The sequence below is a fragment of the Streptomyces sedi genome (genome assembly GCF_006335015.1).
In the GTDB taxonomy this organism is placed as follows: domain Bacteria; phylum Actinomycetota; class Actinomycetes; order Streptomycetales; family Streptomycetaceae; genus Streptomyces; species Streptomyces sedi.
Genome location: NZ_VDGT01000011.1, coordinates 96,843 through 119,082, shown reverse-complemented (window position 1 = coordinate 119,082; position 22,240 = coordinate 96,843). Strand labels below are relative to the sequence as shown.

Sequence of the window (22,240 nt, the reverse complement as noted above, 5' to 3'; positions counted from 1 at the left end):
AGCGGTGTGTGCACGGGGCGCCAAACGTACAAGGGTCATCCCACCGCCCGGCTTGCCCGGCCACAACCCCTTTCCCCGGTCTGTGACAGGACGGCGACAGAGTCAGGCGCCGCAGGTCAGAGTTTCTCCACCGGCGCGTACCGCAGCAGCAGCCGCTTGGGCTTCTCCCCGCCGAAGTCGATGCTGGCCTCGGCCCGGTCGCCCTCGCCCTGCACGGCGACGACCCGCCCCATCCCGAACGTGTCGTGCGTCACCCGGTCCCCCGGCGCCAGCGACACCACGGGGCGGTCCGACTTCCGGCCGGTGGCGAACCCGCCGGCCGCGCCGCCGCCGCGCCGGGCGGCCACCGGCGCCTTCGGCTCCGGCGCCCTCACCGTCGGGCCGGTGCGCCGCCAGTCCAGGAACTCCTCGGGCACCTCCTCCAGGAACCGGGAGGGCGGGTTGTGCTGCGGCTGCCCCCACGCGCTGCGCAGCACCGAACGCGTCAGATACAGCCGCTGCCTGGCGCGGGTGATCCCCACATACGCCAGCCGGCGCTCCTCCTCCAGCTCCTTGGTCTTGCCCAGCGACCGCATGTGCGGGAAGACCCCGTCCTCCATGCCGGTCAGGAAGACCACGGGAAACTCCAGGCCCTTCGCGGTGTGCAGCGTCATCAACGTGATCACGCCGCCCTCGTCCTCCTCGTCGGGGATCTCGTCGGAGTCCGCGACCAGCGCCACCCGCTCCAGGAAGTCGGCCAGCGTGCCGGGCGACGCGTCCTCCGCGTTGGCACGCTCCTGCTCGAACTCCAGGGCGACGGCGGCCAGCTCCTGGAGGTTCTCCACGCGGGTCTCGTCCTGCGGGTCGGTGGAGGACTGCAACTCCGCGAGATAGCCCGTGCGCTCCAGCACCGCCTCCAGCACCGTGGCCGGGCCCGCGCCGGACTCGACGACCGTGCGCAGCTCCTCCAGCAGCACGTTGAACTTCCGGACCGCGTTCGCCGAGCGCGCCGCCATCCCGTACGCCTCGTCGACGCGGCGCAGCGCCTGGGCGAACGAGATCCGCTCGCGCAGCGCGAGGGCCTCGATCATCGCCTCGGCGCGGTCGCCGATGCCGCGCTTGGGGACGTTGAGGATGCGGCGCAGCGGCACCGTGTCCTCCGGGTTGGCCAGGACCCGCAGATAGGCCAGGACGTCGCGGACCTCCCGCCGCTCGTAGAAGCGGACGCCGCCGACGACCTTGTACGGCAGGCCGACCCGGATGAAGACCTCCTCGAAGATCCGGGACTGGGCGTTGGTGCGGTAGAAGATCGCGACCTCGCCCGGCCTGGCGTCGCCCGCGTCCGTCAGCCGGTCGATCTCGTCCGCGACGAACTGCGCCTCGTCGTGCTCGGTGTCGGCGACATACCCGGTGATCCGGGCGCCGCCACCGGAGTCCGTCCACAGGCGCTTGGGGCGGCGGTCCTCGTTCCGCGCGATCACCGCGTTGGCCGCGGAGAGAATGGTCTCCGTGGAGCGGTAGTTCTGCTCCAGCAGCAACGTCGCGGCCTGCGGGAAGTCCTGCTCGAACTGGAGGATGTTGCGGATCGTGGCGCCGCGGAACGCGTAGATCGACTGGTCGGCGTCGCCCACCACGCACAGCTCCGCCGGCTCCAGCGGGCCGCCCTGCTCGCCGACCAGCTCCCTGATCAGGGTGTACTGGGCGATGTTGGTGTCCTGGTACTCGTCGACCAGGAGGTGCCGGAAGCGGCGGCGGTAGTGCTCGGCGACGTCGGGGAACGCCTGGAGCAGATGGACGGTGGTCATGATGATGTCGTCGAAGTCCAGCGCGTTGGCCTCGCGCAGCCGCGCCTGGTACATCGTGTACGCCTCGGAGAGCGTCTTCTCGAAGCCGTCGGTCGCCCGGGCGGCGAAGTCCTCCGGGTCGATCAGCTCGTTCTTCAGGTTGGACACCTTGGCGCTGAACGACTTGGGCGGGAAGCGCTTGGGGTCCAGCTCCAGGTCCCGGCAGACCAGGGCCATGAGGCGCTTGGAGTCGGCCGCGTCGTAGATCGAGAAGCTGGAGGTGAAGCCGAGCTGGCGGCTCTCCCTGCGCAGGATGCGGACGCAGGCGCTGTGGAACGTCATCACCCACATCGCCTGGGCGCGCGGGCCGACCAGCTCGGCGACCCGCTCGCGCATCTCGCCGGCGGCCTTGTTGGTGAACGTGATCGCGAGGATCTGCCCCGGGTGCGCGCCGCGCGCCGACAGCAGATGGGCGATGCGGTGGGTCAGCACCCGGGTCTTGCCCGAGCCGGCGCCCGCCACGATCAGCAGCGGCCCCCCGCTGTGGGTGACGGCGGCGCGCTGCTGCTCGTTGAGCCCGTCCAGCAGGGCGGCGGGGTCGAGCGGCTTGCGCGCGCCGTTGCGGTAGTAGGCGTCCTCCTCGGCGGCCCTGGGCTCGGCGAAGGTGCCGGCGAACAGGTCGTCGGGGATGCCCTCGGGATCGGCGCCGTGCGCGTCCTCGGGCTCGGGGGGCGGCCCCTCGTCCGGGGTGGGGTCGAGGTCCGCCAGGGCTTGGTCGTCGAAGAGGCCGCTCATCGCCCACCGAGTCTAGATGCCCCCACTGACAACGGAAGCCCGGTCCGCCCGCTCCCGGTCCGCCCGCTCCCGGGGGCGCGTTCGGGGGCGGGTCGGCGTCCTCCCCGGGTCAGCCCGGAGTTTGCCCGGAGAGGGCCCCGAGATCGTGCCGGCGGAGGCGACGCGGGCGGCGGGCGCGGCTACGTTGAGGGAGCAGGCTCCGGCGCCGCCGGGCCGCCCCCGCCGTCAGGCGGGATCAGCGCACAGGAGGGGAACGCGCGCATGACATCCGTGAGCCAGCCCGGGGACACAGGGGGGATGGACCTGCGGGGAGACCCGCGGGGAACGGAGAACGCCGCGCCGACGCTCGGCGGGCACCAAACGGCCGACCCGCGGGCGGCGTTGCGCGCCTCGCACTCGGACCGGGAGGCGGTGGCCGAACGCCTGCGGGAGGCCGCGGGCGACGGACGGCTGGACCTGGAGGAGCTGGAGGAACGGCTGGAGGCGGCGTTCTCCGCGAAGACCTACGGCGAACTGGCCCCGTTGACCGCCGACCTGCCGGGCCCGCACCTGCGCCAGCCGCCGCCCATGGGCCCGCAGCCCCCACCGGACAGCGGGGAACCGCTGCTGCTCAAGGGCGGGCTGCACGGCGTGGAACGGGTGGGCCGCTGGCTGGTGCCGCCGAAGATCGTGGTGAAGGCGGGGCTGGGCGGGGCCAAGTTGGACTTCACCCGCACGCGGCTTCCGTTGGGTGAGACGGAGGTGGAGGTACACGGCGACATGGGAGGCGTCACCCTCATCGTGCCGGACGGCTGGCGGGTGGACACCACGGGCGTCGACCCGGCGATCGGCGGGCTGCGCGACCGCACCTCGGACGAGGCGCCGGAGGGCGCGCCGACGCTGTGGCTCACCGGCACGTGCGGCATGGCCGGCACGACGGTGCGCCACCCCAACCGCTGGGAACGCCGCCGCCTCTCGTCCTCCTGACCGGACGCCCACCACATCCTGGGGCGCGGGGCCCCACCGGGGCGAGGACGACCACCCGCCTCACCGGTGCGGACCGTAGTCGACCAGCCCCCGCCACCCAGCATTCGCGCAGTTCCCCGCGCCCCCAAGCCCGCCGCGAGTGCAGGGGCGCGGGGAACTGCGCGAGCAACCCAACACCCAGCCGCAGACGACAACCCACCTCACCGGTGCGGACCGTAGTCGTCTCACCCCCGCCACACATGCACCGCGCAGTTCCCCGCGCCCCCAAACAGGCCGCCACCTGCCGAAGCCCAACCCGCACCCGACCGACCACGCCAGCCCACACCAGGGGCGCGGGGAACTGCGCGAGCAACCCAACACCAAGCCGCAGACGACACCCCTCCCCCGGCCGGCAAGGCCACCGGTCGAGAACAATCACGAGGCAAAGATCACAACTTGGTTTCGGTCATATCGCGCATCAGCCTTCCCAAGAGCCCCGCGCAGTGACTAGCGTGCGGCGGCAGGTGGCTCGCTCCCCTGACGCCGCACCCGGCGGCACGGGCCGCCCCCGTTCGTGGGGACAGATCTCCCTCGCCGCGGCCCCGGCCGCCAGCAGCCCACGATCGGCCAGGGATTGGAGACACACCGGCCTTGGGTACTCACCGCAAGCCGCGCGGCGGCATCCTGGAGTCCCCGTCCGCCCGCCGTGGAGCCATCGGCGTCGGCGCCTGTGCCCTCGCGTCCGCGACGCTGTTCGGTCAGCCGGCCTTCGCCGACGACGACGAGCAACAGGGCATCGAGGAGCAGCGCGACCGCGCCACCTCGGCCGCCGAGCGTGCCCGCGAGGTGCGGGAGCAGGTCGACGCGCTGTACCACGAGGCGGGCGTCGCCACCCAGCACTACAACGCGTCCCAGGAGAACGTGGACGCCCAACAGGGCCAGGTCGACGACGCGTTGGCCGCCGCGGACGCCGCCACCGAGCAGGTGAACGAGGCCCGGCAGACGCTGGGCGCCATGGCCGCCGCCCAGTACCGCGCGGGCACCGGCGGGCTGCCGGACGCCGCGGCGATGCTGCTCGCCGACGATCCGAAGAGCTTCTTCGACATCGGCTACACGCTGGACCGGCTGACCAGCCTCCAGCAGCACGCGTTGGACCGTTTCTCCGAGCGCGAGCAGGCCGCCGACGAGGAACGGGACGCCGCCACCGAGGCGTTGGCCGAGCTGGAGGAGCGGGAGCGGGAGCTCCAGTCGCAGAAGCAGGCGGTCCAGGACCGGCTCGCGGAGGCGCGGAGCCTGCTCGACCAGCTCGACGAGGAGGAGCAGGCCGAGCTGGAGGAGTTGGAGCGCCTCGAAGAGGAGGAGGCCGCCCGCCGCGCCGAGGAGGCCCGGCAGGAGCAGGAGCGGCGCGAGCAGGAGGAACGCGAGCGGCAGGAGCGGGAGGAGCAGGAGCAGGAGCAGCAACAGCCGGAGACCCCGCCGGACTCGGGCGACTACGCCACCGCCGCCGAGGCCGCGATCGCCTTCGCCGAGGGCGAGTTGGGCAAGCCCTACGTGTGGGGCGCCACCGGCCCGAACAGCTACGACTGCTCCGGGCTCACCCAGGCCGCCTGGCGCGCGGCCGGTGTGGAGATACCCCGGGTCACCTGGGACCAGGTCAACATCGGGACGACCATCCCGCGCGACCAGATACAGCCGGGTGACCTGATCTTCTTCTACGACGACATCAGCCACGTCGGGCTCTATGTCGGCGACGGCCAGATGATCCACGCGCCGAAGCCGAACGACGTGATCAAGTTCGAGTCGATCGACAACATGCCCTGGCACAGCGCCGTCCGCCCGGCCTGACCGCACGGCTGAACGGGCGGGCGGCGCACGCCCGTTCAGCCGGGGATCCGTTCAGCCGGGCATCCTGTCAGCCGGCGGCGGGCGCTCCCGCGCTGACGTCGGTGACCGGGACCGGCCGTGAGCCCTCGCGCAGGGAGCGCGCGCCCGCGACGCCGACCAGCGAGGCGGCGACGGCCTGCCGCACGGGCACCAGCGGGGGACGTCCCCGTTCCACGGTGTCCCGCCAGCCCTGGAGCAGCAGCACGGTGGCCTCCCGTTCGCGTTCCACCTCCGTGCCGTCGAGGAGCACACGCGGGGGCACGCGTTCCTCCTCGTGCGCGGCGGTGCCCTCCTCGGTCGCCCACGCCTCGCGGCGGACCCGCACCGACCAGGCGCGCTCGCCCTGGGCGCGCACCGACTCGGCCATCGCGTGGGTGCCGCGCAGCGTCACCGCGCTCCAGTGGCCGTCCGGCTCGCCCTGGAGGAAGCAGAAGCGGCTGACGGCCAACGTGCCGCTGGAGAGCCGGACCACGAGTACCACCGCCGTCGTCGCGTCGCCCTCGTCGACGGGGAACGCGGAGACCTCGACCGGCCAGGCGCCGGTGAGGGACAGGATCGGCGAGAGGGTGTGGGTGCAGTAGGCGGTCGGGGCGATGCGGCCCCGCCAGTGGTCGGGGTCGCCGGTCAGCTCGGCGAGCGCGTCCGGGGAGAGTCCGTGCAGGTAGTCGGCCTCGACCAGTTGGAGTCGCCCCAACTCGCCGGCCTCGACGGCCTCCCTCAGCAGTCGGGTGCCGGGCATCAGCGGGTAGTTCTCGGCGAACGAGTAGCTGGCGCTCGACGCCTCGGCCGCCGCGATCAGCCGCCGCCCCTCGTCCTCGTCCACGCAGGCGGCGGTCTCCGAGAGCACGGCGACGCCGCGTTCCAGGAAGGCGATGGCGAGCGGGGCGTGGGCGTCGAAGTCGTTGGCCAGCACCACCCCGTCGAGGCCGGCGTCGAGCAGCGCGCGCCAGTCGTCCGTGCCGGCCGCCTCCGGGATCTGGTCCCGCGCGGCCGACAGCCGCGCCGGGTCCCGGTCGCAGACCATCCCCACCTCGATCCCCACCCGCCGGCACCACAGCGCCAGATGCAGACCCATGCCCAGACCGACCACTCCGACTCTCATGGCCGCCACCCCAGCCCATCCGCCGCGCGGCGGCAACCGAATTTGCGCGCCGGCGCGGACGCCGGCGTGCGACGATCACGCACGCGCACCAACGCCCCGTGAAACCGTCCCCGAAAGGCGCCACCGTGCCGAAGGCCGTGACCCTGATCCGTTCCGCCGCGCTCTCCGATGTCGCGGAGTACGCCTACGCCGCCACCGCGCCCGCCGAGGCGCGGCTCGTCTTTCTCGCCGGCGCCTGCCCGTTGAACGCCGACGGTTCCACCGCCGCCGTCGGCGACTACGCCGGCCAGGCGGCCGTGGCCGTCGCCAATCTGCGCACCGCGCTCGCCGAGGCCGGCGCCACCCTGACCGACGTGCTCAACACCCGGGTGCTGGTGGCCAGTTCCGACCAGGCCGACCTGGTGGCCGCCTGGGAGGTGGTGCGGGACGCCTTCGGCGACCACGACGTGCCGAGCACCCTGTTCGGGGTGACCGTGCTCGGCTACGACGACCAGCTGGTGGAGATCGAGGCGGTCGCGGCGCTGCTCGACGAATGAGCCCGCGGGTTACGTTCCGTGACCGTTGCCAGTCCCGGGGCGCTCCGTCTACGCTGCCGTGACGCGATCTTCCTGAGCCCCCGGCGCGCGGCTCATCTCGCGCACGCCCCCGCGCCCGCCCCTCACTCCCCGGGGAGACCCGTGTCCTTCGCCACCACGTCGCAACTCACCCTGCGTGACATCACCAAGCGGTATGACGGCAAGACGGTGCTCCACCGGGTCACCCTCGCCGTCGGCCCCGGCGAGAAGGTCGGCGTGATCGGGGACAACGGCGCGGGCAAGTCCACCCTGCTGCGGCTGGCCGCCGGGTTCGAGCGGCCCGACCAGGGCGAGTTGACCGTCTCCGCGCCCGGCGGCCTCGGCTATCTCCCGCAGACCCTCGCCCTGCCGCCGCGGGCCAGCGTCCAGGAGGCCATCGACCTGGCGCTCGCCGACCTGCGCCAGCTGGAGGAGCGCATCCGCCGCGCCGAGCGCGCGATGGAGACCCGCGAGGGGCCCGAGCTGACCGCCGCGATGGCCAACTACGCGGCTCTGGTGGAACGTTACGAGGCCCGCGACGGCTACCAGGCGGAGGCCAAGGTCGACATCGCGCTGCACGCCCTCGGCCTGCCCGGGCTGGAACGCGACCGCCTGATCGGCACCCTCTCCGGCGGGGAGCGCTCCCGGCTCGCCCTGGCCGCCACCCTCGCCGCCGCCCCCGAGCTGCTGCTGCTCGACGAGCCCACCAACGACCTCGACGACCAGGCCGTGGGCTGGCTGGAGGAGCAACTCCGCGCCCACCGGGGCACGGTGGTCGCCGTCACCCACGACCGGGTCTTCCTCGAACGGCTCACCACCACCGTGCTGGAGGTCGAGGCCGGCACCGTCACCCGGCACGGCGACGGCTACGCCGGCTATCTGCGCGCCAAGGCCGCCGAGCGGCGCCGCCGCCTCCAGCGTTTCGAGGAGTGGCGCGAGGAGTTGGCGCGCAACGAGCGGATCGCCGACGCGAACGTCGACCGGCTGGACGCCATCCCCCGCAAGGCGCCGATGGCCGCCTTCGGCCACGGCGCGTTCCGCCAACGCGGGCGCGAGCACGGCGCGGCCAGTCGCATCCGCAACGCGCGGGAACGGGTGGAGCGGCTGACGGCCGACCCGGTGGCGCCGCCGCCCGAGCCGCTGCGGTTCACCGGCCGCGTCGAGGAGACCGGCGCCACGCACGAGGGGCCGGCGGTCGCGCTGCGCAAGGTGCGGGTCCCCGGCCGGCTGACCGTGGGGGCGCTGCGGCTGAGGCACGACGAACGCGTCCTGGTCACCGGGCCCAACGGCGCCGGCAAGTCGACGCTGCTGCGGCTGATCGCCGGCGAGCTGGCGCCCGAGTCGGGCACCGTCACCGTGCCGGGCCGCGTCGGCCACCTTCGGCAGCGCGAGACGCCCTGGCCGGAGCGGTACAGCGTGCTGCGCGCCTTCGCCCACGGCAGGGAGAACGTCGGCGACCTGGACGAGCAGATCCACATCCTGCTCTCGCTCGGCCTCTTCGAGCTGTCCGAACTGAGCCTGCGCGTCGGGGAGCTGTCCTACGGCCAGCGGCGGCGCATCGAGCTGGCGCGGCTGGTCACCGAGCCGGTGGACGTGCTGCTGCTCGACGAGCCGACCAACCACCTCTCCCCCGCGCTGGTCGAGGACCTGGAGACCGCCCTCGACGACTACCACGGCACGCTGGTCGTCGTGACCCACGACCGTCGTATGCGCGCCCGCTTCACCGGGCGCCAGCTGTCGGTGCGCGAGGGGCGGATCGAGGAGGGGTAGGGCCCCCGGGGCCGCCTTCCGACCGGTCACCAGACGGCGGCGACCACGGTTTACCAGATGGTGGCGACCACGCTTTACCAGACGGCGGCGATCACGCTTTACCAGACGGTGGCGATCACGATGTTGGCCACCGTGAGCAGACCGATGGCCCCCATGATCGCGGACGACACCTTCTCACCGCGGTTGAGATAGACCAGCACGGAGATCACCACCAGCACCGCCAGCTTGACGGCGATCTTGGTGTTGTCGACCTCCTGGTCGTCGGCCTGGTTGAGCCCGACCAGGACCATCCCCGTGACCAGCATGGTCGCGGCCCCGTGCAGCATCCCGGGCGTCACGACGGCGTCACCCGCGCCGAGCGCCCTCACCTGCGCGAGCACCCCGCCGAGCAGCGCGGCGATGCCGATGATGTGCAGCGCGAGGACCAGATCGATGGCTACTCCCATGCCACGGGAGTCTAGGTCGTCTCGTTTGGATCTTCGTGGAGCAGGGCGCGGCGTCAGATGCGGTGCATCGCAAGGCGCCGGATCGCAGCTCATACTTGGCCGTATTCGCGCGATTCGGTAACGCAGCGAGGTGCCGTAGCTGGCGTCGCGCCCCCGCGAAGATCCAAACGAGACGGCCTAGTGAGCACCGCGCCCTCCCCGGCCGGCGGGCTTCCGGGCGCACCGACACCCGCGAACCACGGCACGGGGGTTGACGGGTTCCTGCCACTCGTTCGACGATAACCCGACACTTGGGAGCGCTCCCACAGGCCAGGGACACCGTCGACAGAACAGCGCAGCGAACCCCATCCGCTCCGTCGAAGGAACGAGCCGTGACCCCACGTCCTTCCCCCGCCGCCCCCCGGCGGCATCCCCGCGCCACGCGGGGCCGACGCCTGCTGGGCGCCGCACTCGGCGCCGGCCTGATCGCCGGCGCGCTGACGCTGCCCCAGGCCGGCGCGGCCGAGGGCCCCGCGTCGGCCGAGGGCCCCGAGCTGATAGTCAACGGCGACTTCGCCGACGGCACCACCGCCCCCTGGTGGTGGACCGCCGACAACCCGGGCGAGGTCGTCGAAGGCCAGCTGTGCGCCGACATACCGGGCGGCACCACCAACCCCTGGGACGCGATCATCGGCCAGGACGACCTGCCGCTGACCGCCGGCGAGTCCTACGAGCTGAGTTACACCGCCACCGCCACCGCCACCGTCGTCAGCCGCACCAACGTGCAGCAGGCGGAGGAGCCCTACGCGGCCGAGCTGGCCGCCGCCGACCGGATCGGCGAGGAGGCGACCACCTTCACCCATGTCTTCACCGCCGGCGCCGACCACGAGGCGGCGCAGCTGGTCTTCCAGGTGGGCGGCCGGGACGAGGCGTTCACCCTCTGCCTGGACGACATCTCGCTGACCGGCGGCGCCGAGCCGCCGGTGTACGAGCCGGACACCGGTTCGCCGGTCCGCGTCAACCAGGTCGGCTATCTCACCGAAGGCCCCAAGCAGGGCACCCTGGTCACCGAGTCGACCGAGGCGCTGCCCTGGTCCCTCGCCGACGACTCCGGCACCGAGGTCGCGACCGGCACCACCACCCCGCTGGGCGTGGACCCGTCGTCCGAGGAGAACGTGCACGCCTTCGACTTCGGCGAGTTCACCACGCCGGGCGAGGGCTACACGGTGACCGTCGGCGAGGAGACCAGCGAACCGTTCGCCATCGGCGACGACCTCTACTCGACGCTGCGCACCGACGCGCTGGCGTACTTCTACCACAACCGCAGCGGCATCGAGATCGACGCCGAGCTGGTCGGCGAGGAGTACGCGCGCCCGGCGGGACACGTGGGCGAGGCGCCCAACCAGGGCGACGACGGCGTGACCTGCTGGCAGGACGCCTGTGACTACACCCTGGACGCGGCCGGCGGCTGGTACGACGCGGGCGACCACGGCAAGTACGTGGTCAACGGCGGCATCTCGGTGGCGCAGCTGCTCTCCTCCTACGAGCGGACCCTGACCACCGAGGGCGCCGACGGCGAGCCGCTGGGCGACGGCGCGCTGGCCGTTCCCGAGCAGGGCAACGGGGTGCCGGACATCCTCGACGAGGCGCGCTGGCAGCTGGAGTTCCTGCTGTCGATGCGGGTCCCCGAGGGCGAGGAGCAGGCGGGTCTCGCGCACCACAAGCTGCACGACGCGGCGTGGACCGCGCTGCCGACGCTGCCCCACGAGGACGACCAGCCGCGTGAGCTGCACCCGGTCTCGACGGCCGCGACGTTGAACGTGGCCGCCTCCGCCGCGCAGGGCGCGCGGCTCTTCGCCGAGTACGACGCGGACTTCGCCGACCAGCTGCTGGCGGCGGCCGAGTCGTCGTACGCGGCGGCGGTGGCCAACCCCGAACTGCTGGCCGACCCGAACGACGGCGTCGGCGGCGGCGCCTACAGCGACGCGAAGCTGACGGACGAGTTCTACTGGGCGGCGGCCGAGCTGTTCGTCACCACCGGCGAGGACACCTACCGGGAAGCGGTGCTCGGCTCCGAGCTGCACGGCGACGTCGAGGGCGTCTTCCCGCCCGGCGGCTTCTCCTGGGGTGAGACGGCGGCGCTCGGCGGACTCTCGCTGGCGACCGTTCCCAACGCGCTGGACGAGGACGAGCTGGCGGCGGCGCGGGCCACGGTCGCCGAGGCGGCCGACGGGCTGGTCGCGCTGGCCGGCGAGCAGGCGTACGGCGTGCCGCTGGGCGCCGACAGCTATGTCTGGGGCTCCAACTCGCAGGTGCTCAACAACATGGTGGTGCTGGCCACGGCCCACGACCTGACGGGCGAGAGCGCCTACCGGGACGCGGTGCTGACCGGGCTGGACTACCTGCTGGGGCGCAACCCGCTGAACCTCTCCTACGTGACGGGCCACGGCGAGCGCGACGCCCACAACCAGCACCACCGCTTCTGGGCCAACCAGCTGGACCCCGACCTGCCGAACCCGGCCCCCGGCTCGGTGGCGGGCGGCCCCAACAGCTCCCTTGAGGACCCGGTCGCCGAGGACCTGCTCCAGGGATGCGCCCCCGCGATGTGCTACGTCGACGACATCGAGTCCTACTCGACCAACGAGATCACCATCAACTGGAACGCGCCCCTGGCCTGGATCGCCTCCTACACGGACGACCTCGCCGGCGGCACCCCCACCACCGACTGACCGCCCCCGCCCGCCCCTCGCCCGGCCCCCCGGGCGGGGGGCGGGCGGCCGGTGGGGTCGGCGCGCGGGCAGAGCCGTTCAACTCAGTGCGCGGAACTCGGCGGTGAGGTCGACGGTGGTGCAACGCTTGAGTTCGGTGACGAGCTGGGAAGCGAGGAACCAGGCGAGGGCACGATGACCGTATGGCAGGTGGTGATCGTGGTGAGGGCGGAGACGCCCCTCGGGCGTGGGGGTGTAGAAGGTCCCGAAGACGCCCCAGATCCTCGGGCGGCGGGCGCGAACGCCGAGAGGGTGGGTGAGGTGGGGACAGTGCTGAACGGCCAGCCGTGCACAGGGCAGACAGACCGGCGGTTTGGTGGTGAGGGTGCCGTCGTGGGTGGTGTGCTGACCGCCTGCGTCGTGACTCGCTTCGTCTTCGTTCACGAGGAAGAGCCAGCCGTCGCGGTTGTGGCTGGCGGGCTTGGCGCAGACCTGGCACAACCGTTCGGCCTGAGTGTGGCGTTGGCGTGCGGGGTGCAGGCTGCGGAAGTCGGGGCGTCCGGCGCCGGGGGCGTTGGCGAGCCGGCCCCACAGCACGCCGAAGGCGTCGCGGTCGGCGGCCGTCTCGTCGACGTATCGGATTCCGGCGCCGTCGACCCGTGAGACCACCCGCGAGGCGGTGACCTTCTCGCCGGTCCAGTGAGCGGCGTAGGGAACGGGAACGCGACGTGGTCCCCACGTCGCGACGGATTCCGGAACGAGTAGATCTGGCACGGGTTTTCCTGCCTTTCCGCCTGACGTGGACGGGGAATGGTTCTTACCGCCCACGTCCATGAGGCTTTCGGGAATGCGGGTCGCGATCAGAGTGCCGTGGGGCGGGGCAGGCCGGGAGTGTGTGAAGCAGGTCATCGGAGGCACACTCAACACACAGTGTGTGAATGCCGGTTCACTACACTCCCCCCGTGGAACCGAACACGCTTCTGGCGGCACTCCTTGATGAGGCCGGTGTGTCCCATGTGGGCCTGGCCACCCGAGTGAACGAGGCGGGGAGACCGCGAGGCCTCTCGCTTCGGTACGACAACACGTCCGTCCTTCGGTGGATACGAGGTCAGAAACCGCGGGGCGAGGTCCCGGACATCATCTGCTCCGTGCTCACCGACCGGCTCGGCCGCCCGGTCTCCCTGGACGCCGCCGGGTTTGGTCCGCTCGCATCCACGCGCGCGACCGGCCCGACGCTGCCTGGGTTTTTGGACCGCGCCACGGCCTTCTGGCACTCGGACGGAAGAATGCGTCTCAGTGAACTGGGCGTGGTCACGGGAATGGAGGCGGTGGCTCCGGTCTGGGAGTGGGAGAACCCGCCACACGACGTGGATGTCTCGCGCCAGGGCACCGTTCGTGTCGGCCCCGATGACATCGCCGTTCTCGGCGTAGCGCGTTCCCATTACGAACAGATGTACCGTCGCGTCGGCGGGATGGCGACGCGAGGCAGAATTCTCCGTTTCCTGACCAGAGAAGCTGCACCGATGTTGCGGGGCGCCTACTGCGACCCCGTCGGGCGGGAACTCTTCCGAGCGGTCGGAAGCCTGGTCGCCGTGGCGGGGATCTGTTCCTACGACTCTGATCAACAGGCCATCGCGCAGCGATACTTCCACCAGGCCCTACGGCTGGCGAAGGCCTCCGGCGACCGACGGTTCGGCGGCTACGTAATCGTGCTGTTGGTCAACCAGGCCGTGTACATGAAGGACTTTCGGCAAGCAGTGGCCTTCGCGGAAGCCGGCGTCCGCGCTGCCGGCGCACATATCTCCCCCGCGCTTGCGGCGGACCTCCACGCCATGCAGGCCAAGGCGTTCGCACGCATGGGTGACGAGTCAGCCGCCCACCGCTGCATGGGGCTCGCGGAGCGCGCGGCCGGTCACATCAGGATCGACCAGGAGCCGGAGGAGACAGGCTACGTGCAACCCGGCCTGGTGGAGGCCCACCTGGCAGAGGCGTTGATGAGCCTGGGCGACACCGCCCCGGCACAGGTGTACGCGGAGGAGGCCGTACATTCGTTGGCCCACACGCGGGGGCGGGCTCACCGTCTGGCGACCCTGGCCCGCACCGAAGCGGCGGCCGGCGAGATCGACAGAGCCGCGGCCACCACGACCGAACTGGTGGCGACGGCGCGGGGGATGGAATCACAGCGCATCAGGGATCGGCTCAACTCGGTGCGGACCACGTTGGCGCGCTACGAGACGCGTAGCGCGGCGGACGCCGTCGAGCTGATCGACGAGACGCTTCTGGTGCCCCTGGACCTAGGCAGTGTCCAGTGACACGAACGCATCACGAGAGGACGTTGACGGAATGTGGAAGAACCACGGTGAGCGAACGGTGTACTCAAACCCGTGGCTGCGGGTGAATTTGGCCGACGTAGAGCTGCCCGACGGCCGTCATCTCGACCACTACCTGATTCGGCAACGCCCCGTCGCGCTGGCGACGGCGGTCAACGAGGCAGGCGAGGCGCTGCTGTTGTGGCGGCACCGGTTCATCACGGACTCCTGGGGCTGGGAGATCGCGGCCGGCGTGGTCGAGGACGGCGAGTCGTTGGAGGACGCGGCGGCGCGGGAGATGTTGGAGGAGACGGGGTGGCGGCCGGCCGGGCCGCTACGGCATCTTCTGACCGTCGAGCCGTCAAACGGACTCAGCGACGCTCGGCATCACGTGTACTGGTCGGAGGGCGCGGAGCAGATGGGGCCTCCGGAGGATGACTTCGAGTCGTCGCGGCGCGCCTGGGTGCCGCTGGCGGATGTGCCGGATCTACTCGCCAAGGGGCAGATCCGTGCGGCCAACACCGCCGCCGCGCTGATGATGCTGCACGCCATGGTGGCAGGTGGCGACTGAGACATCGAGCCGTCGCCCTGACGCGGTCGGGCGTTCACTTCCCCGCGACGACGCTCGCCAGCTGACCGAGGCCGGAGACGGACCAGTCGGCAGCCGCCAGCACCTCCCGGGTGTCCGCCCAGAGTCGCCCCCAGGGACCACGCCGGAGGTGGGCCGTCAACAGCCCCGCTTCGCGTGCGGGGAACACGTCGTTGGCCGGGTGGTCACCCACGTAGAGTGTTTCCTCGGGCTCAGCCCTGGCCAGGTCGGTCACCCGGTGGAAGAACTCGACGTCCGGCTTCGCCGTCCCCCACTCCTCGGAGACCGCGACCGCGTCCGCGGGCAGGCCCAGCGAACGCAACGACTCTCCCGCGCGCCGAGTCTGGTTGCCGGCCACCACCACACGGACGCCAAGATCACACAGCGCGGCCAGCGCCGGTCGCACGTCCGGATAGAGGTCGTTCTCCGTCAGTAGTTCACCCAGCCCGGCCCGCTCCCGGGCGGCGTACTCGACGGTCAGGTCGATGTCCGGTCGGAGCAGGCGGAGCGCGTCCGCGTTGTCGCGGCCCTGCGCCACGACCGCCCCGACCGGGGCCGACAGTGTGTGGTGCGGCACGTCGAGCCAGTCGGCCCAAGAGGCCCAGTACCGGTCGTCGCACGTCAGGGTCTCGCCGATGTCGAACGCCACACATTTGATCACGGCATCCAGCGTAGAGCGCACGCTCAGGCCACCCCCGAGCGCTCGTGCGCGGGGCGCCTACGCTGGGGGACATGCCGGTCTCCCGTTCGCGTAAGCCGAAGTCGAAGCAGCGCCGTCCGTCGAGTGGGCGGGCGGGAGGGCGTGGGCCCGGGTCCTCGCGGGAGGGCGGGAGCCGGTCGAAGCGCCTCGGGGTGGGGGCGGTGGCCGTCGTGGTCGTGCTGTTCCTGCTGGTGGGGAGCATCGCCGCGTTGCTGGTGAGCGGTGGTGGTGGCGACGACGCCGACGGGGCCGGCGGCCAGGAGGAGGTCGTGCCGCTGCCGGACGGGCATCCGGCGCTCGAACTGGCGCGGCGGGACGCGAACGATCCGCTGGCGCTCGGCGAGGCGGACGCGCCGGTGGTGATGATCGAGTACGCGGACTTCCAGTGCGCGTTCTGCGGGACGCACGCCAGGGGCGCGCACGGGATGCTGGTCGAGGAGTACGTGGAGCGGGGGCTGCTGCGCATCGAGTTCCGCAACTTCCCGATCAACGGCCCGGAGTCGGACGCCGCCGCGCGGGCCGCGTGGGCGGCGGGGCGGCAGGGGCGGTTCTGGGAGTTCCACGAGGCGGCGTTCGCCGAGGAGTTCCATCTGGAGAGCGGCAGGTTCTCCGAGGAGGGGTTGACGGAGCTGGCCGAGGAGGCCGGGGTGCCGGACGTGGAGCGGCTGTTGGCCGACATGGAGTCGGACGAGGCCGGTGAGGCGGTGGGCGCCGACGCCGAGGAGGCGATGGATCTGGGGATCACCACGCCGCCGTCGTTCCTGGTCAACGGGCAGCCTCTCCAGGGGGCGCGGCCGTTCGCCGAGTTCGTCGAGCTGATCGAGCCGCTGGCGGAGGCCGCCGAGGGCTCCTGAGGCGCCGGTGTCCCCATCCCCCGAAAGTGATCACGCTGAGTCCCAAAGCTTGAGCGAACGGTAGTCGTTCTCGATCGTTTCGATCAACTCGGGTCAGCTACAGCCGTTTGCCGCCAATGCCGGTCAGAGAGCGGTTGCGGGGTCCGCGCCGGTCTAGCGTCCTGCCTCATGGCCGAGCATCGCGGGCGCCGCTGGAGGCGTCCCACCTACCGAAAACCCTGGTCGTCCAGACGCCCCGCCCTGCGGGTCGCCGCGGGGCTCACCCTCGCCGGCGCCGCCGCCGGCGCGCTGGAGGCGCCGGCGATGGCCGAGCCGGAGCCGACCCTCGCCGAGGTCGAGGAGCGCGTCGACACGCTGCACCACGAGGCCGAGCGCGCCACCGAGGCGTACAACGCGGCGACGGAGACCGCCGAGGAGGCGGAGGAGCAGCTGGCCGAGCTGGCGGCCCGATCCGACCGGCACACCGAGGAGTTGAACGAGGCGCGCGACGCCCTCGGCGCGCACGCCAGCGCCAGCTACCGCTCGGGCGGGATGCCGGCCGGGCTGGCCCTGGCGCTCTCCAGCGACCCGGAGGACTATCTGCGCCGCGCCGCCGTGGCCAGCCGCACCGGCGACCGGCAGGCGCAGCGGGTGCGCGAGGTCACCGAGAAGCTGCGCGACCTGGAGCAGTTGCGGGACGAGGCGGACCAGCGCGCCGAGACCGTCGAGGAGGCGCGGGAGGAGGCCGAGCGGCACCGCGAGACGGTCGAGGAGCGGCTGGCGGAGGCGGAGGAGCTGCTGGCGACCCGCACCGCGGAGGAGCGCGAGCGGCTGCTCGCCGAGGAGGGCGAGGGCCTGGCCCCGGCCCGCGCGGGGCGGGACGAGCCCCGGCCGGTCGGCGCCGTGGAGGCGCCGTCGGCGCGGGCGGCGACGGCGGTCGGCTTCGCGCTGGCGCAGGTGGGCAAGCCGTACGGCTGGGGCGCGACGGGCCCGGACGCGTTCGACTGCTCCGGGCTGACGCAGGCCGCGTGGGGCGCGGCCGGGGTGTCGCTGCCGCGCACCAGCTACGCGCAGGCGACGGCGGGGCCGCGCGTCGCGCGTTCCGAGTTGGCCCCCGGCGACCTGGTGTTCTACTACGCGGACAACAGCCATGTCGCGCTCTACATCGGCAACGGCCAGATCGTGCACGCCGCGAGGTCGGGCACCCCGGTGCGGCTGGCCGGCGTCGACTCGATGCCGTTCAGCGGCGCGACCCGGCCCGCGTGAGCGCGCGCGGGTAAGGCAGAATCCCTAGGGCCACAGACATCGAGGAGCGTCTATCCACGGCCCGGCGTTGATGCGATAAGGCGCCGGTCGCCGGCCCCGCGCTCCGGGCCCGGGGGAAGTAGGGAACACCGTGGCCGAGGAGCCGTCCAGCGAAGCCGCGCCGAGCGGGGCGCCGGAGGCCGCGCGCCCGGCTCCGCCGGCCCATCCGGCGGACTGCGCGTGCGGCGACTGCCCGCAGTCGACCCGGGCCGCGCTGCGCCGTTCCGAGGAGGCGCTGGCGGAGCTGCGTGACCGGCTGGCCAGGGGCGACGGGATACCGCCGGCCCTGGGCCACTCCCCCGAGGCGTCCCGGCAGTGGATCTCCGACGAACTGACGGAGGCGGCCAGGGAGGTGGCGGCCAGCACCGAGGCGCACGGCCGTTTCCGGCTGGCGCGGCTGGCCGACCGGGCGTCGTTCGCCCTGTGGGGCGTGGTGGGGGCGCTGGCGTTGGGCCAGGGCGTGACCGCGCTGCTGGGCGACCGGGGTTGGACGACGGCGCGCACCACGGCGCTGCTGGCCGCCGCGCTGGTCGCCGCGTTGCTGACGGTCGTCGGCCGGGCGCACCGCGAGCGCGGCGGGTTCCTGGCGCCGCTGATCGGCGAGGACAACCGGCTGTCGACGTCCCGCGGGGTGGCCGCCGGCTGGCTGCTGTTCTGCGGGGTGACCGTGCTGATGCTGGCGTTCACGCTGGCCGCGCTCGGCGAAGGCGGTGAACGCTCGGCGCTGCTCGACGGGTTGGAGCTCACGCGCGGCGGCGGGCTGCTGGCCGCGGTCGCGCTCTCCTGCGCGGTGACGGTCTGGGTGCGGCACACGGTGGCGACGCGGGTGCGCGGCTTCCGGATGCAGAAGGTCAGGGCCGAGGCGCCGCGCCCGGCCGACCTGTTGACCGACGACGCGGGGCGCGGCAGCTTCCCCGACACGCAGTTCCTGCTGGTGAACGCGGCGGCGATGGTGCTGGTCGGGGTGCGACTGGCGCGGGCGCCACGGGAGTTGCCCGACCTGCCGTGGGGCGTGGCGCTGCTGCTCGCGGTCTCCGCGTTGACGTATCTGGGCGCCAAGTACACCGAGGGCGCGCGGCCCGTCATCCAGTCGGTGGTGCGGGTGCGGGAGCCGGGCACGGTGGTGGCGCCGATCAGGCAGGGCGACGAACTGGAGATCAGGGGCTCGGGGTTCGTGCCGGCCGGCGCGGGTTCCGCGCAGCGGCTGGCGGAGACGGTGGTGCGGATCGGCGGCCTGACCGTTCCGGTGCCGCTGGTGCCCCGGCGCGGCGGGTTCGACAACCCGCGCGACGACCGGCTGGTGGTGTGCGTGCCGGCTGAGGTCGAGCCGGGCCGGGTCGAGGTGCAGGTGATCACCGCGGCCGGCACGGAGTCTGGCCGCTACCGCGTCACGGTGGCAGACTGACCCGTCCCAGAAAGCCGCGACGAAAGGGCGTTGGCCCATGTCGGTGTCGGACCAGTTGGGCGGCCATCCCCCGGTGCCCGGGGGGCCCGGAGGCGTCCGGGAGGCCGCCACGCGGTGGGCGATGCTGCCGCTGCGCCTGTTCCTCGGGTTCACCTTCCTCTACGCGGGGATCGACAAGTACGTGGACGGTGGCCCCTTCAGCTCGGTGATGAACACCGACACGATGGAGGGGATGCTGACCGTCGCCAAGGACGACTCGCCCGTGCCCTGGCTGGTCGATCTGGCGTTGGAGTCCCCGGAGTTGATGGGGCACGGGACGGCCGTCGCGGAGATCGTGATCGGGGTGGCGATCCTGGTGGGGCTGCGCACCAGGTGGGCGGCGGCGCTGGGCGCGCTGCTGGCGCTGGCGTTCTGGCTGACGGTCTCCTGGTCGTCGGACCCGTACTACTTCGGCCCCGACCTGCCGCTGCTCTTCGGCTTCGTGACGCTGGCGTTGGCGGGCGGCGGCCCGTACACCGTGGACGGGCTGCTGGGCTCGAAGCCGTGGTTCCTGCCGCAGCGGAAGAGCAAGATCTTCCGCTGAGCCGGCGCCCCCCGCCCGCCGGCGGGGGCTCAGGCGCGGTAACGGACCCGCAGCCCGTGGAGCTCCACGGCGCGGTACGTGTCCGCGCCGTCGGCGCCGTCGAGACCGATGGCGGTCAGCCGCCCGTGGCCGCCGGCCGCGTCCCGGCCGGTGTGCGGGTCGTCCCCCACGCGTTCGAAGGTGACGGCTGCCCCCGGTAGCGGCACCCGGGTGCCCTCGGCGGGGAGGCCGAGCAGCTCCCCCAAAGCGCGGGCGGCGGCCTCCGGTTCGGGGGCCGAGACGACCAGCCCGGTCAGATCGTGCGGCCCGCGCTCGAACGCGCCGGGCGGCAGGTCGGCGACCAGCTCCTCACCTGACGGCGTGCAGGTGATGAAGAACGGCCACCACGGCGGCCCGTCCACCACGAACACCTCGACGAACGAGATGCCGTGCTCGGCCAGTTCGATCTCCAGCACCTCGACCCGGTGCCCGGCGGCGCGCAGCCGGGCGGCCGTGGCGTGCGCGTCGGCCACGTCGACCGCGAAGGTGAGCGGGCCGGCGGGGCCGGGCAGCGCTTCGATCGCCGGCTCCAGCAGGCGCACCCCCCGCTCGAAGCGGGAACGGGGCAGCGCGGTGTGGTCGGTGACGGTGAGGATCTCGACGTAGCGGGCGTCCAGCCGCCAGCCGCCGTTCTGGAAGCCGTCGCGCGCGTCGTTGGTGTGGGCCGGCAGCCCGGCCGCGCGGTAGGCGGCCACCGCCTCGGGCACGTCGGGCACGTAGTGCAGCAGATGGTCGAACCGGGGGCGCTCACCGGGAGAGTTCATTAGGTAAGGCTCCCCTTATCTATCTCTCGCCGCGGCTATTTACCTCTCGCCGCCGCGCACCTCGCCCGCCTCCCGTTCCTTCGCCGTCTCGCGGGGCCCCCTCGCGCGGCGCACCGCGACGGCGATCACCGCGACCACCGCCGCCAGCAGCAGCGCGGCCGGCAGCATCGCGAACCGCGCCGCCATCGGCACGTCCGTCTCGTCGACGGCGTCCAGGGCGTAGAGCGCCGCGATCGGCAGCAGGCACAGCCCCAGCACCAGCCTGGCCGGCTCGAACCGGTGACGCCCCAACCGGCGGCGACCGCCCCGGCACCGCTGTCCTCCGTCGCTCACGGCCGTGGCTCCTCTCCCGCGCGCTGGATCTGGACGTGGCCGATGCCCATCTCCAGCCGCAGCTCGATCCTCGCGTTCTCCACCGTCTCCCCCGCGGCCTCGCGCTCCGCCTCCTCGGCGGCGTCGAGCACGGCCGGATACTCCAGGAGCCGCTCCTGCCCGAAGCCGCCCCAGGAGTCGCGGTTGTCGTTCTCCCCGATGCCGCGCAGCGGCTGGTAGGTGAACGCCCCGGCGCCGATGTCCACCGAGACCTCCAGATCGACGTCGTAGGGCACCAGCACGGTCACCTCGCCCGCACCGGCCCGCACCTGCGTGGCCAGCTCGCCGCCGACCGCCAGGTCCACCCCCGTCAGGTCCAACTCGGCCTGCCCGCTGCCCAGTTCGTACTGAGAACGGACCGTCTCGGCGTCGCCGGGACGCCACTCGTGGCTCTCCCAGCTGGTGGTGATGTTGTCGGGCAGCACGGAGGCACCCGCCAGCATCCCGCCCGTCAGCAGCACCGACGTGATGGTGCCCGCCCCGAGCCGCCCCCGGAACGCGCTGACCACCAGCCCGACGGCGAAGACCGTCAGCGCCGCCGAGAAGCCGATGACCAGCGCGGGTCCCAGCGGCTGGCTGGTCCACGACGCGGCGACGCCGACGCCGAACGCGACCACAGCCCCCAGGAAGACCAACCCGCTCAGCGGCAGCTCGCGCGGCGGCGGTGGCGGCAGCGGCGGCCCGCCCGGGCCGCCCGGCCATCCCGGCGCCGGCGGGCGCCCGACCGGCGGGGCGCCCGCGTGCGCGTAGTCGCCGGGCGCCGCCTGCTCGGGGCCCCACAGATAGCTGGCCTGGCCCGCGTTCCCCCGCCACCACGAGGGCCCGCTGGGCGCCGGCGGTCGCCGCGCCTCCGGCGGCGCCTCGGCCGCCACCTGCGCCAGCTTGGGGTGCGCCGGCGTCCCCTCCGGCGTCGTCTCCCGCTCGGTGCCGCGCCGGTACTTCGCCCAGTAGGCGGCAGCCGCCAACGCGGCCAGCACCTCAAGCGAGAACCACGTCGTCGTCCTGCTGCCCCCCAGCGACGCCAGCATCAGCCCGCACCCGGCGACCACGAAGAGCAGCGCTGTCAGCCCCGGGCCCTCGACCCGGCCGGAGAGCAGCCGCCGCCCCTCGTTCTCCTCCTCGCCGTCGAACGGTGTGACCAGCCACGCGACGCCGTAGGCGACGAGCCCCAGCCCGCCCAGCACCGACAGCACCAGGAGCGACACCCGGAAGATCACCGGATCCATCCGGTAGTGCCGGCCGAAACCTCCGCACACACCGCCGATCACCTTGTGCTTGCGGGAACGGCGCAACGGCGCGTCGCCGGGCGCCGCCGGCGGCGTCGCCGTGGAGGTCGACCCGGTGCCGGCCCCGGGCCACGTGCGGTCGTCGGTCATGGGGCCATCCTCTCCCCGC

The 22,240-nt window shown here is 72.9% G+C and carries 19 protein-coding genes; 11 read left to right on the top strand and 8 right to left on the bottom strand.

What is annotated here, in order from left to right:
* Positions 1 to 116 precede the first annotated feature (116 nt).
* The gene (pcrA, locus tag FH715_RS16210) at positions 117 to 2,558 is read right to left on the bottom strand and encodes a DNA helicase PcrA (protein WP_139645859.1); all 2,442 of its coding nucleotides are present in this window, start codon (positions 2,556 to 2,558) and stop codon (positions 117 to 119) included.
* Positions 2,559 to 2,855: 297 nt separating this feature from the next.
* On the opposite strand from pcrA, the gene FH715_RS16205 reads away from it, so the two are divergent.
* Complete coding sequence (locus FH715_RS16205) at positions 2,856 to 3,524, top strand: DUF1707 SHOCT-like domain-containing protein (RefSeq protein WP_139645857.1); 669 nt, start codon at positions 2,856 to 2,858, stop codon at positions 3,522 to 3,524.
* Between the two features lie 630 nt (positions 3,525 to 4,154).
* Positions 4,155 to 5,348, top strand: coding sequence for a C40 family peptidase (locus FH715_RS16200; RefSeq protein WP_139645855.1), 1,194 nt, complete (start codon positions 4,155 to 4,157; stop codon positions 5,346 to 5,348).
* Between the two features lie 67 nt (positions 5,349 to 5,415).
* Here the strand turns inward: FH715_RS16200 and FH715_RS16195 are convergent, their stop codons facing one another.
* Positions 5,416 to 6,489 carry a Gfo/Idh/MocA family protein gene (locus FH715_RS16195; protein WP_139645853.1) on the bottom strand — a complete coding sequence of 358 codons (1,074 nt, stop codon included), beginning with the start codon at positions 6,487 to 6,489 and terminating at the stop codon, positions 5,416 to 5,418.
* Positions 6,490 to 6,614: 125 nt separating this feature from the next.
* Here FH715_RS16195 and FH715_RS16190 point away from each other — a divergent pair, with 125 nt between their 5' ends.
* Both FH715_RS16190 and FH715_RS16185 read left to right on the top strand, forming a co-directional pair.
* Positions 6,615 to 7,025, top strand: a complete 411-nt coding sequence (locus FH715_RS16190; RefSeq protein ID WP_139645851.1) for a RidA family protein — start codon at positions 6,615 to 6,617, stop codon at positions 7,023 to 7,025.
* 141 nt (positions 7,026 to 7,166) lie between these two features.
* A complete protein-coding gene (locus FH715_RS16185; RefSeq protein WP_139645849.1) occupies positions 7,167 to 8,813 on the top strand; it encodes a TlrC/CarA/OleB/SrmB family ABC-F type ribosomal protection protein in 1,647 nt (548 codons plus the stop codon).
* A 98-nt stretch (positions 8,814 to 8,911) separates the two neighbouring features.
* Here the strand turns inward: FH715_RS16185 and FH715_RS16180 are convergent, their stop codons facing one another.
* Positions 8,912 to 9,259 (bottom strand): hypothetical protein, encoded by a 348-nt coding sequence (locus FH715_RS16180; RefSeq protein WP_139645847.1) that lies wholly within the window; start codon positions 9,257 to 9,259, stop codon positions 8,912 to 8,914.
* Positions 9,260 to 9,630: 371 nt separating this feature from the next.
* On the opposite strand from FH715_RS16180, the gene FH715_RS16175 reads away from it, so the two are divergent.
* Positions 9,631 to 11,967 carry a glycoside hydrolase family 9 protein gene (locus FH715_RS16175; RefSeq protein ID WP_425472724.1) on the top strand — a complete coding sequence of 779 codons (2,337 nt, stop codon included), beginning with the start codon at positions 9,631 to 9,633 and terminating at the stop codon, positions 11,965 to 11,967.
* A gap of 78 nt (positions 11,968 to 12,045) precedes the next feature.
* On the opposite strand, the gene FH715_RS16170 is transcribed toward FH715_RS16175, so the two are convergent.
* Positions 12,046 to 12,720: a hypothetical protein gene (locus tag FH715_RS16170; protein ID WP_139645845.1), complete on the bottom strand. Its 675-nt coding sequence runs from the start codon at positions 12,718 to 12,720 to the stop codon at positions 12,046 to 12,048.
* Between the two features lie 188 nt (positions 12,721 to 12,908).
* Here FH715_RS16170 and FH715_RS16165 point away from each other — a divergent pair, with 188 nt between their 5' ends.
* Both FH715_RS16165 and FH715_RS16160 read left to right on the top strand, forming a co-directional pair.
* A complete protein-coding gene (locus FH715_RS16165) occupies positions 12,909 to 14,258 on the top strand; it encodes an NsdA family TPR-like regulatory protein (RefSeq protein WP_139645843.1) in 1,350 nt (449 codons plus the stop codon).
* A gap of 31 nt (positions 14,259 to 14,289) precedes the next feature.
* Positions 14,290 to 14,826: an NUDIX hydrolase gene (locus FH715_RS16160; protein WP_139645841.1), complete on the top strand. Its 537-nt coding sequence runs from the start codon at positions 14,290 to 14,292 to the stop codon at positions 14,824 to 14,826.
* Positions 14,827 to 14,860: 34 nt separating this feature from the next.
* Here the strand turns inward: FH715_RS16160 and FH715_RS16155 are convergent, their stop codons facing one another.
* Positions 14,861 to 15,505 carry an HAD family hydrolase gene (locus tag FH715_RS16155; RefSeq protein WP_211367666.1) on the bottom strand — a complete coding sequence of 215 codons (645 nt, stop codon included), beginning with the start codon at positions 15,503 to 15,505 and terminating at the stop codon, positions 14,861 to 14,863.
* 200 nt (positions 15,506 to 15,705) lie between these two features.
* On the opposite strand from FH715_RS16155, the gene FH715_RS16150 reads away from it, so the two are divergent.
* The 4 genes from FH715_RS16150 (at position 15,706) to FH715_RS16135 (ending at position 19,670) form a co-directional block, all read left to right on the top strand.
* Positions 15,706 to 16,398 carry a DsbA family protein gene (locus FH715_RS16150; RefSeq protein WP_246108774.1) on the top strand — a complete coding sequence of 231 codons (693 nt, stop codon included), beginning with the start codon at positions 15,706 to 15,708 and terminating at the stop codon, positions 16,396 to 16,398.
* 168 nt (positions 16,399 to 16,566) lie between these two features.
* Positions 16,567 to 17,643 carry a C40 family peptidase gene (locus tag FH715_RS16145; protein WP_139645839.1) on the top strand — a complete coding sequence of 359 codons (1,077 nt, stop codon included), beginning with the start codon at positions 16,567 to 16,569 and terminating at the stop codon, positions 17,641 to 17,643.
* 130 nt (positions 17,644 to 17,773) lie between these two features.
* On the top strand, positions 17,774 to 19,087 hold the full coding sequence (locus tag FH715_RS16140) for a hypothetical protein (protein WP_139645837.1): 1,314 nt from the start codon (positions 17,774 to 17,776) through the stop codon (positions 19,085 to 19,087).
* A 37-nt stretch (positions 19,088 to 19,124) separates the two neighbouring features.
* The gene (locus FH715_RS16135; protein WP_139645835.1) at positions 19,125 to 19,670 is read left to right on the top strand and encodes a DoxX family protein; all 546 of its coding nucleotides are present in this window, start codon (positions 19,125 to 19,127) and stop codon (positions 19,668 to 19,670) included.
* A 29-nt stretch (positions 19,671 to 19,699) separates the two neighbouring features.
* Here FH715_RS16135 and FH715_RS16130 read toward each other — a convergent pair whose 3' ends face one another.
* Genes FH715_RS16130 through FH715_RS16120 form a run of 3 tightly spaced genes read right to left on the bottom strand, consistent with a single transcriptional unit; the run spans position 19,700 to position 22,221 of the window.
* On the bottom strand, positions 19,700 to 20,473 hold the full coding sequence (locus FH715_RS16130; protein WP_139645833.1) for a VOC family protein: 774 nt from the start codon (positions 20,471 to 20,473) through the stop codon (positions 19,700 to 19,702).
* A 39-nt stretch (positions 20,474 to 20,512) separates the two neighbouring features.
* Positions 20,513 to 20,806, bottom strand: a complete 294-nt coding sequence (locus FH715_RS16125) for a hypothetical protein (protein WP_139645831.1) — start codon at positions 20,804 to 20,806, stop codon at positions 20,513 to 20,515.
* Positions 20,803 to 22,221 carry a PspC domain-containing protein gene (locus tag FH715_RS16120; protein WP_139645830.1) on the bottom strand — a complete coding sequence of 473 codons (1,419 nt, stop codon included), beginning with the start codon at positions 22,219 to 22,221 and terminating at the stop codon, positions 20,803 to 20,805. Before FH715_RS16120 ends, FH715_RS16125 begins: the two co-directional genes overlap by 4 nt.
* Positions 22,222 to 22,240: the final 19 nt, after the last annotated feature.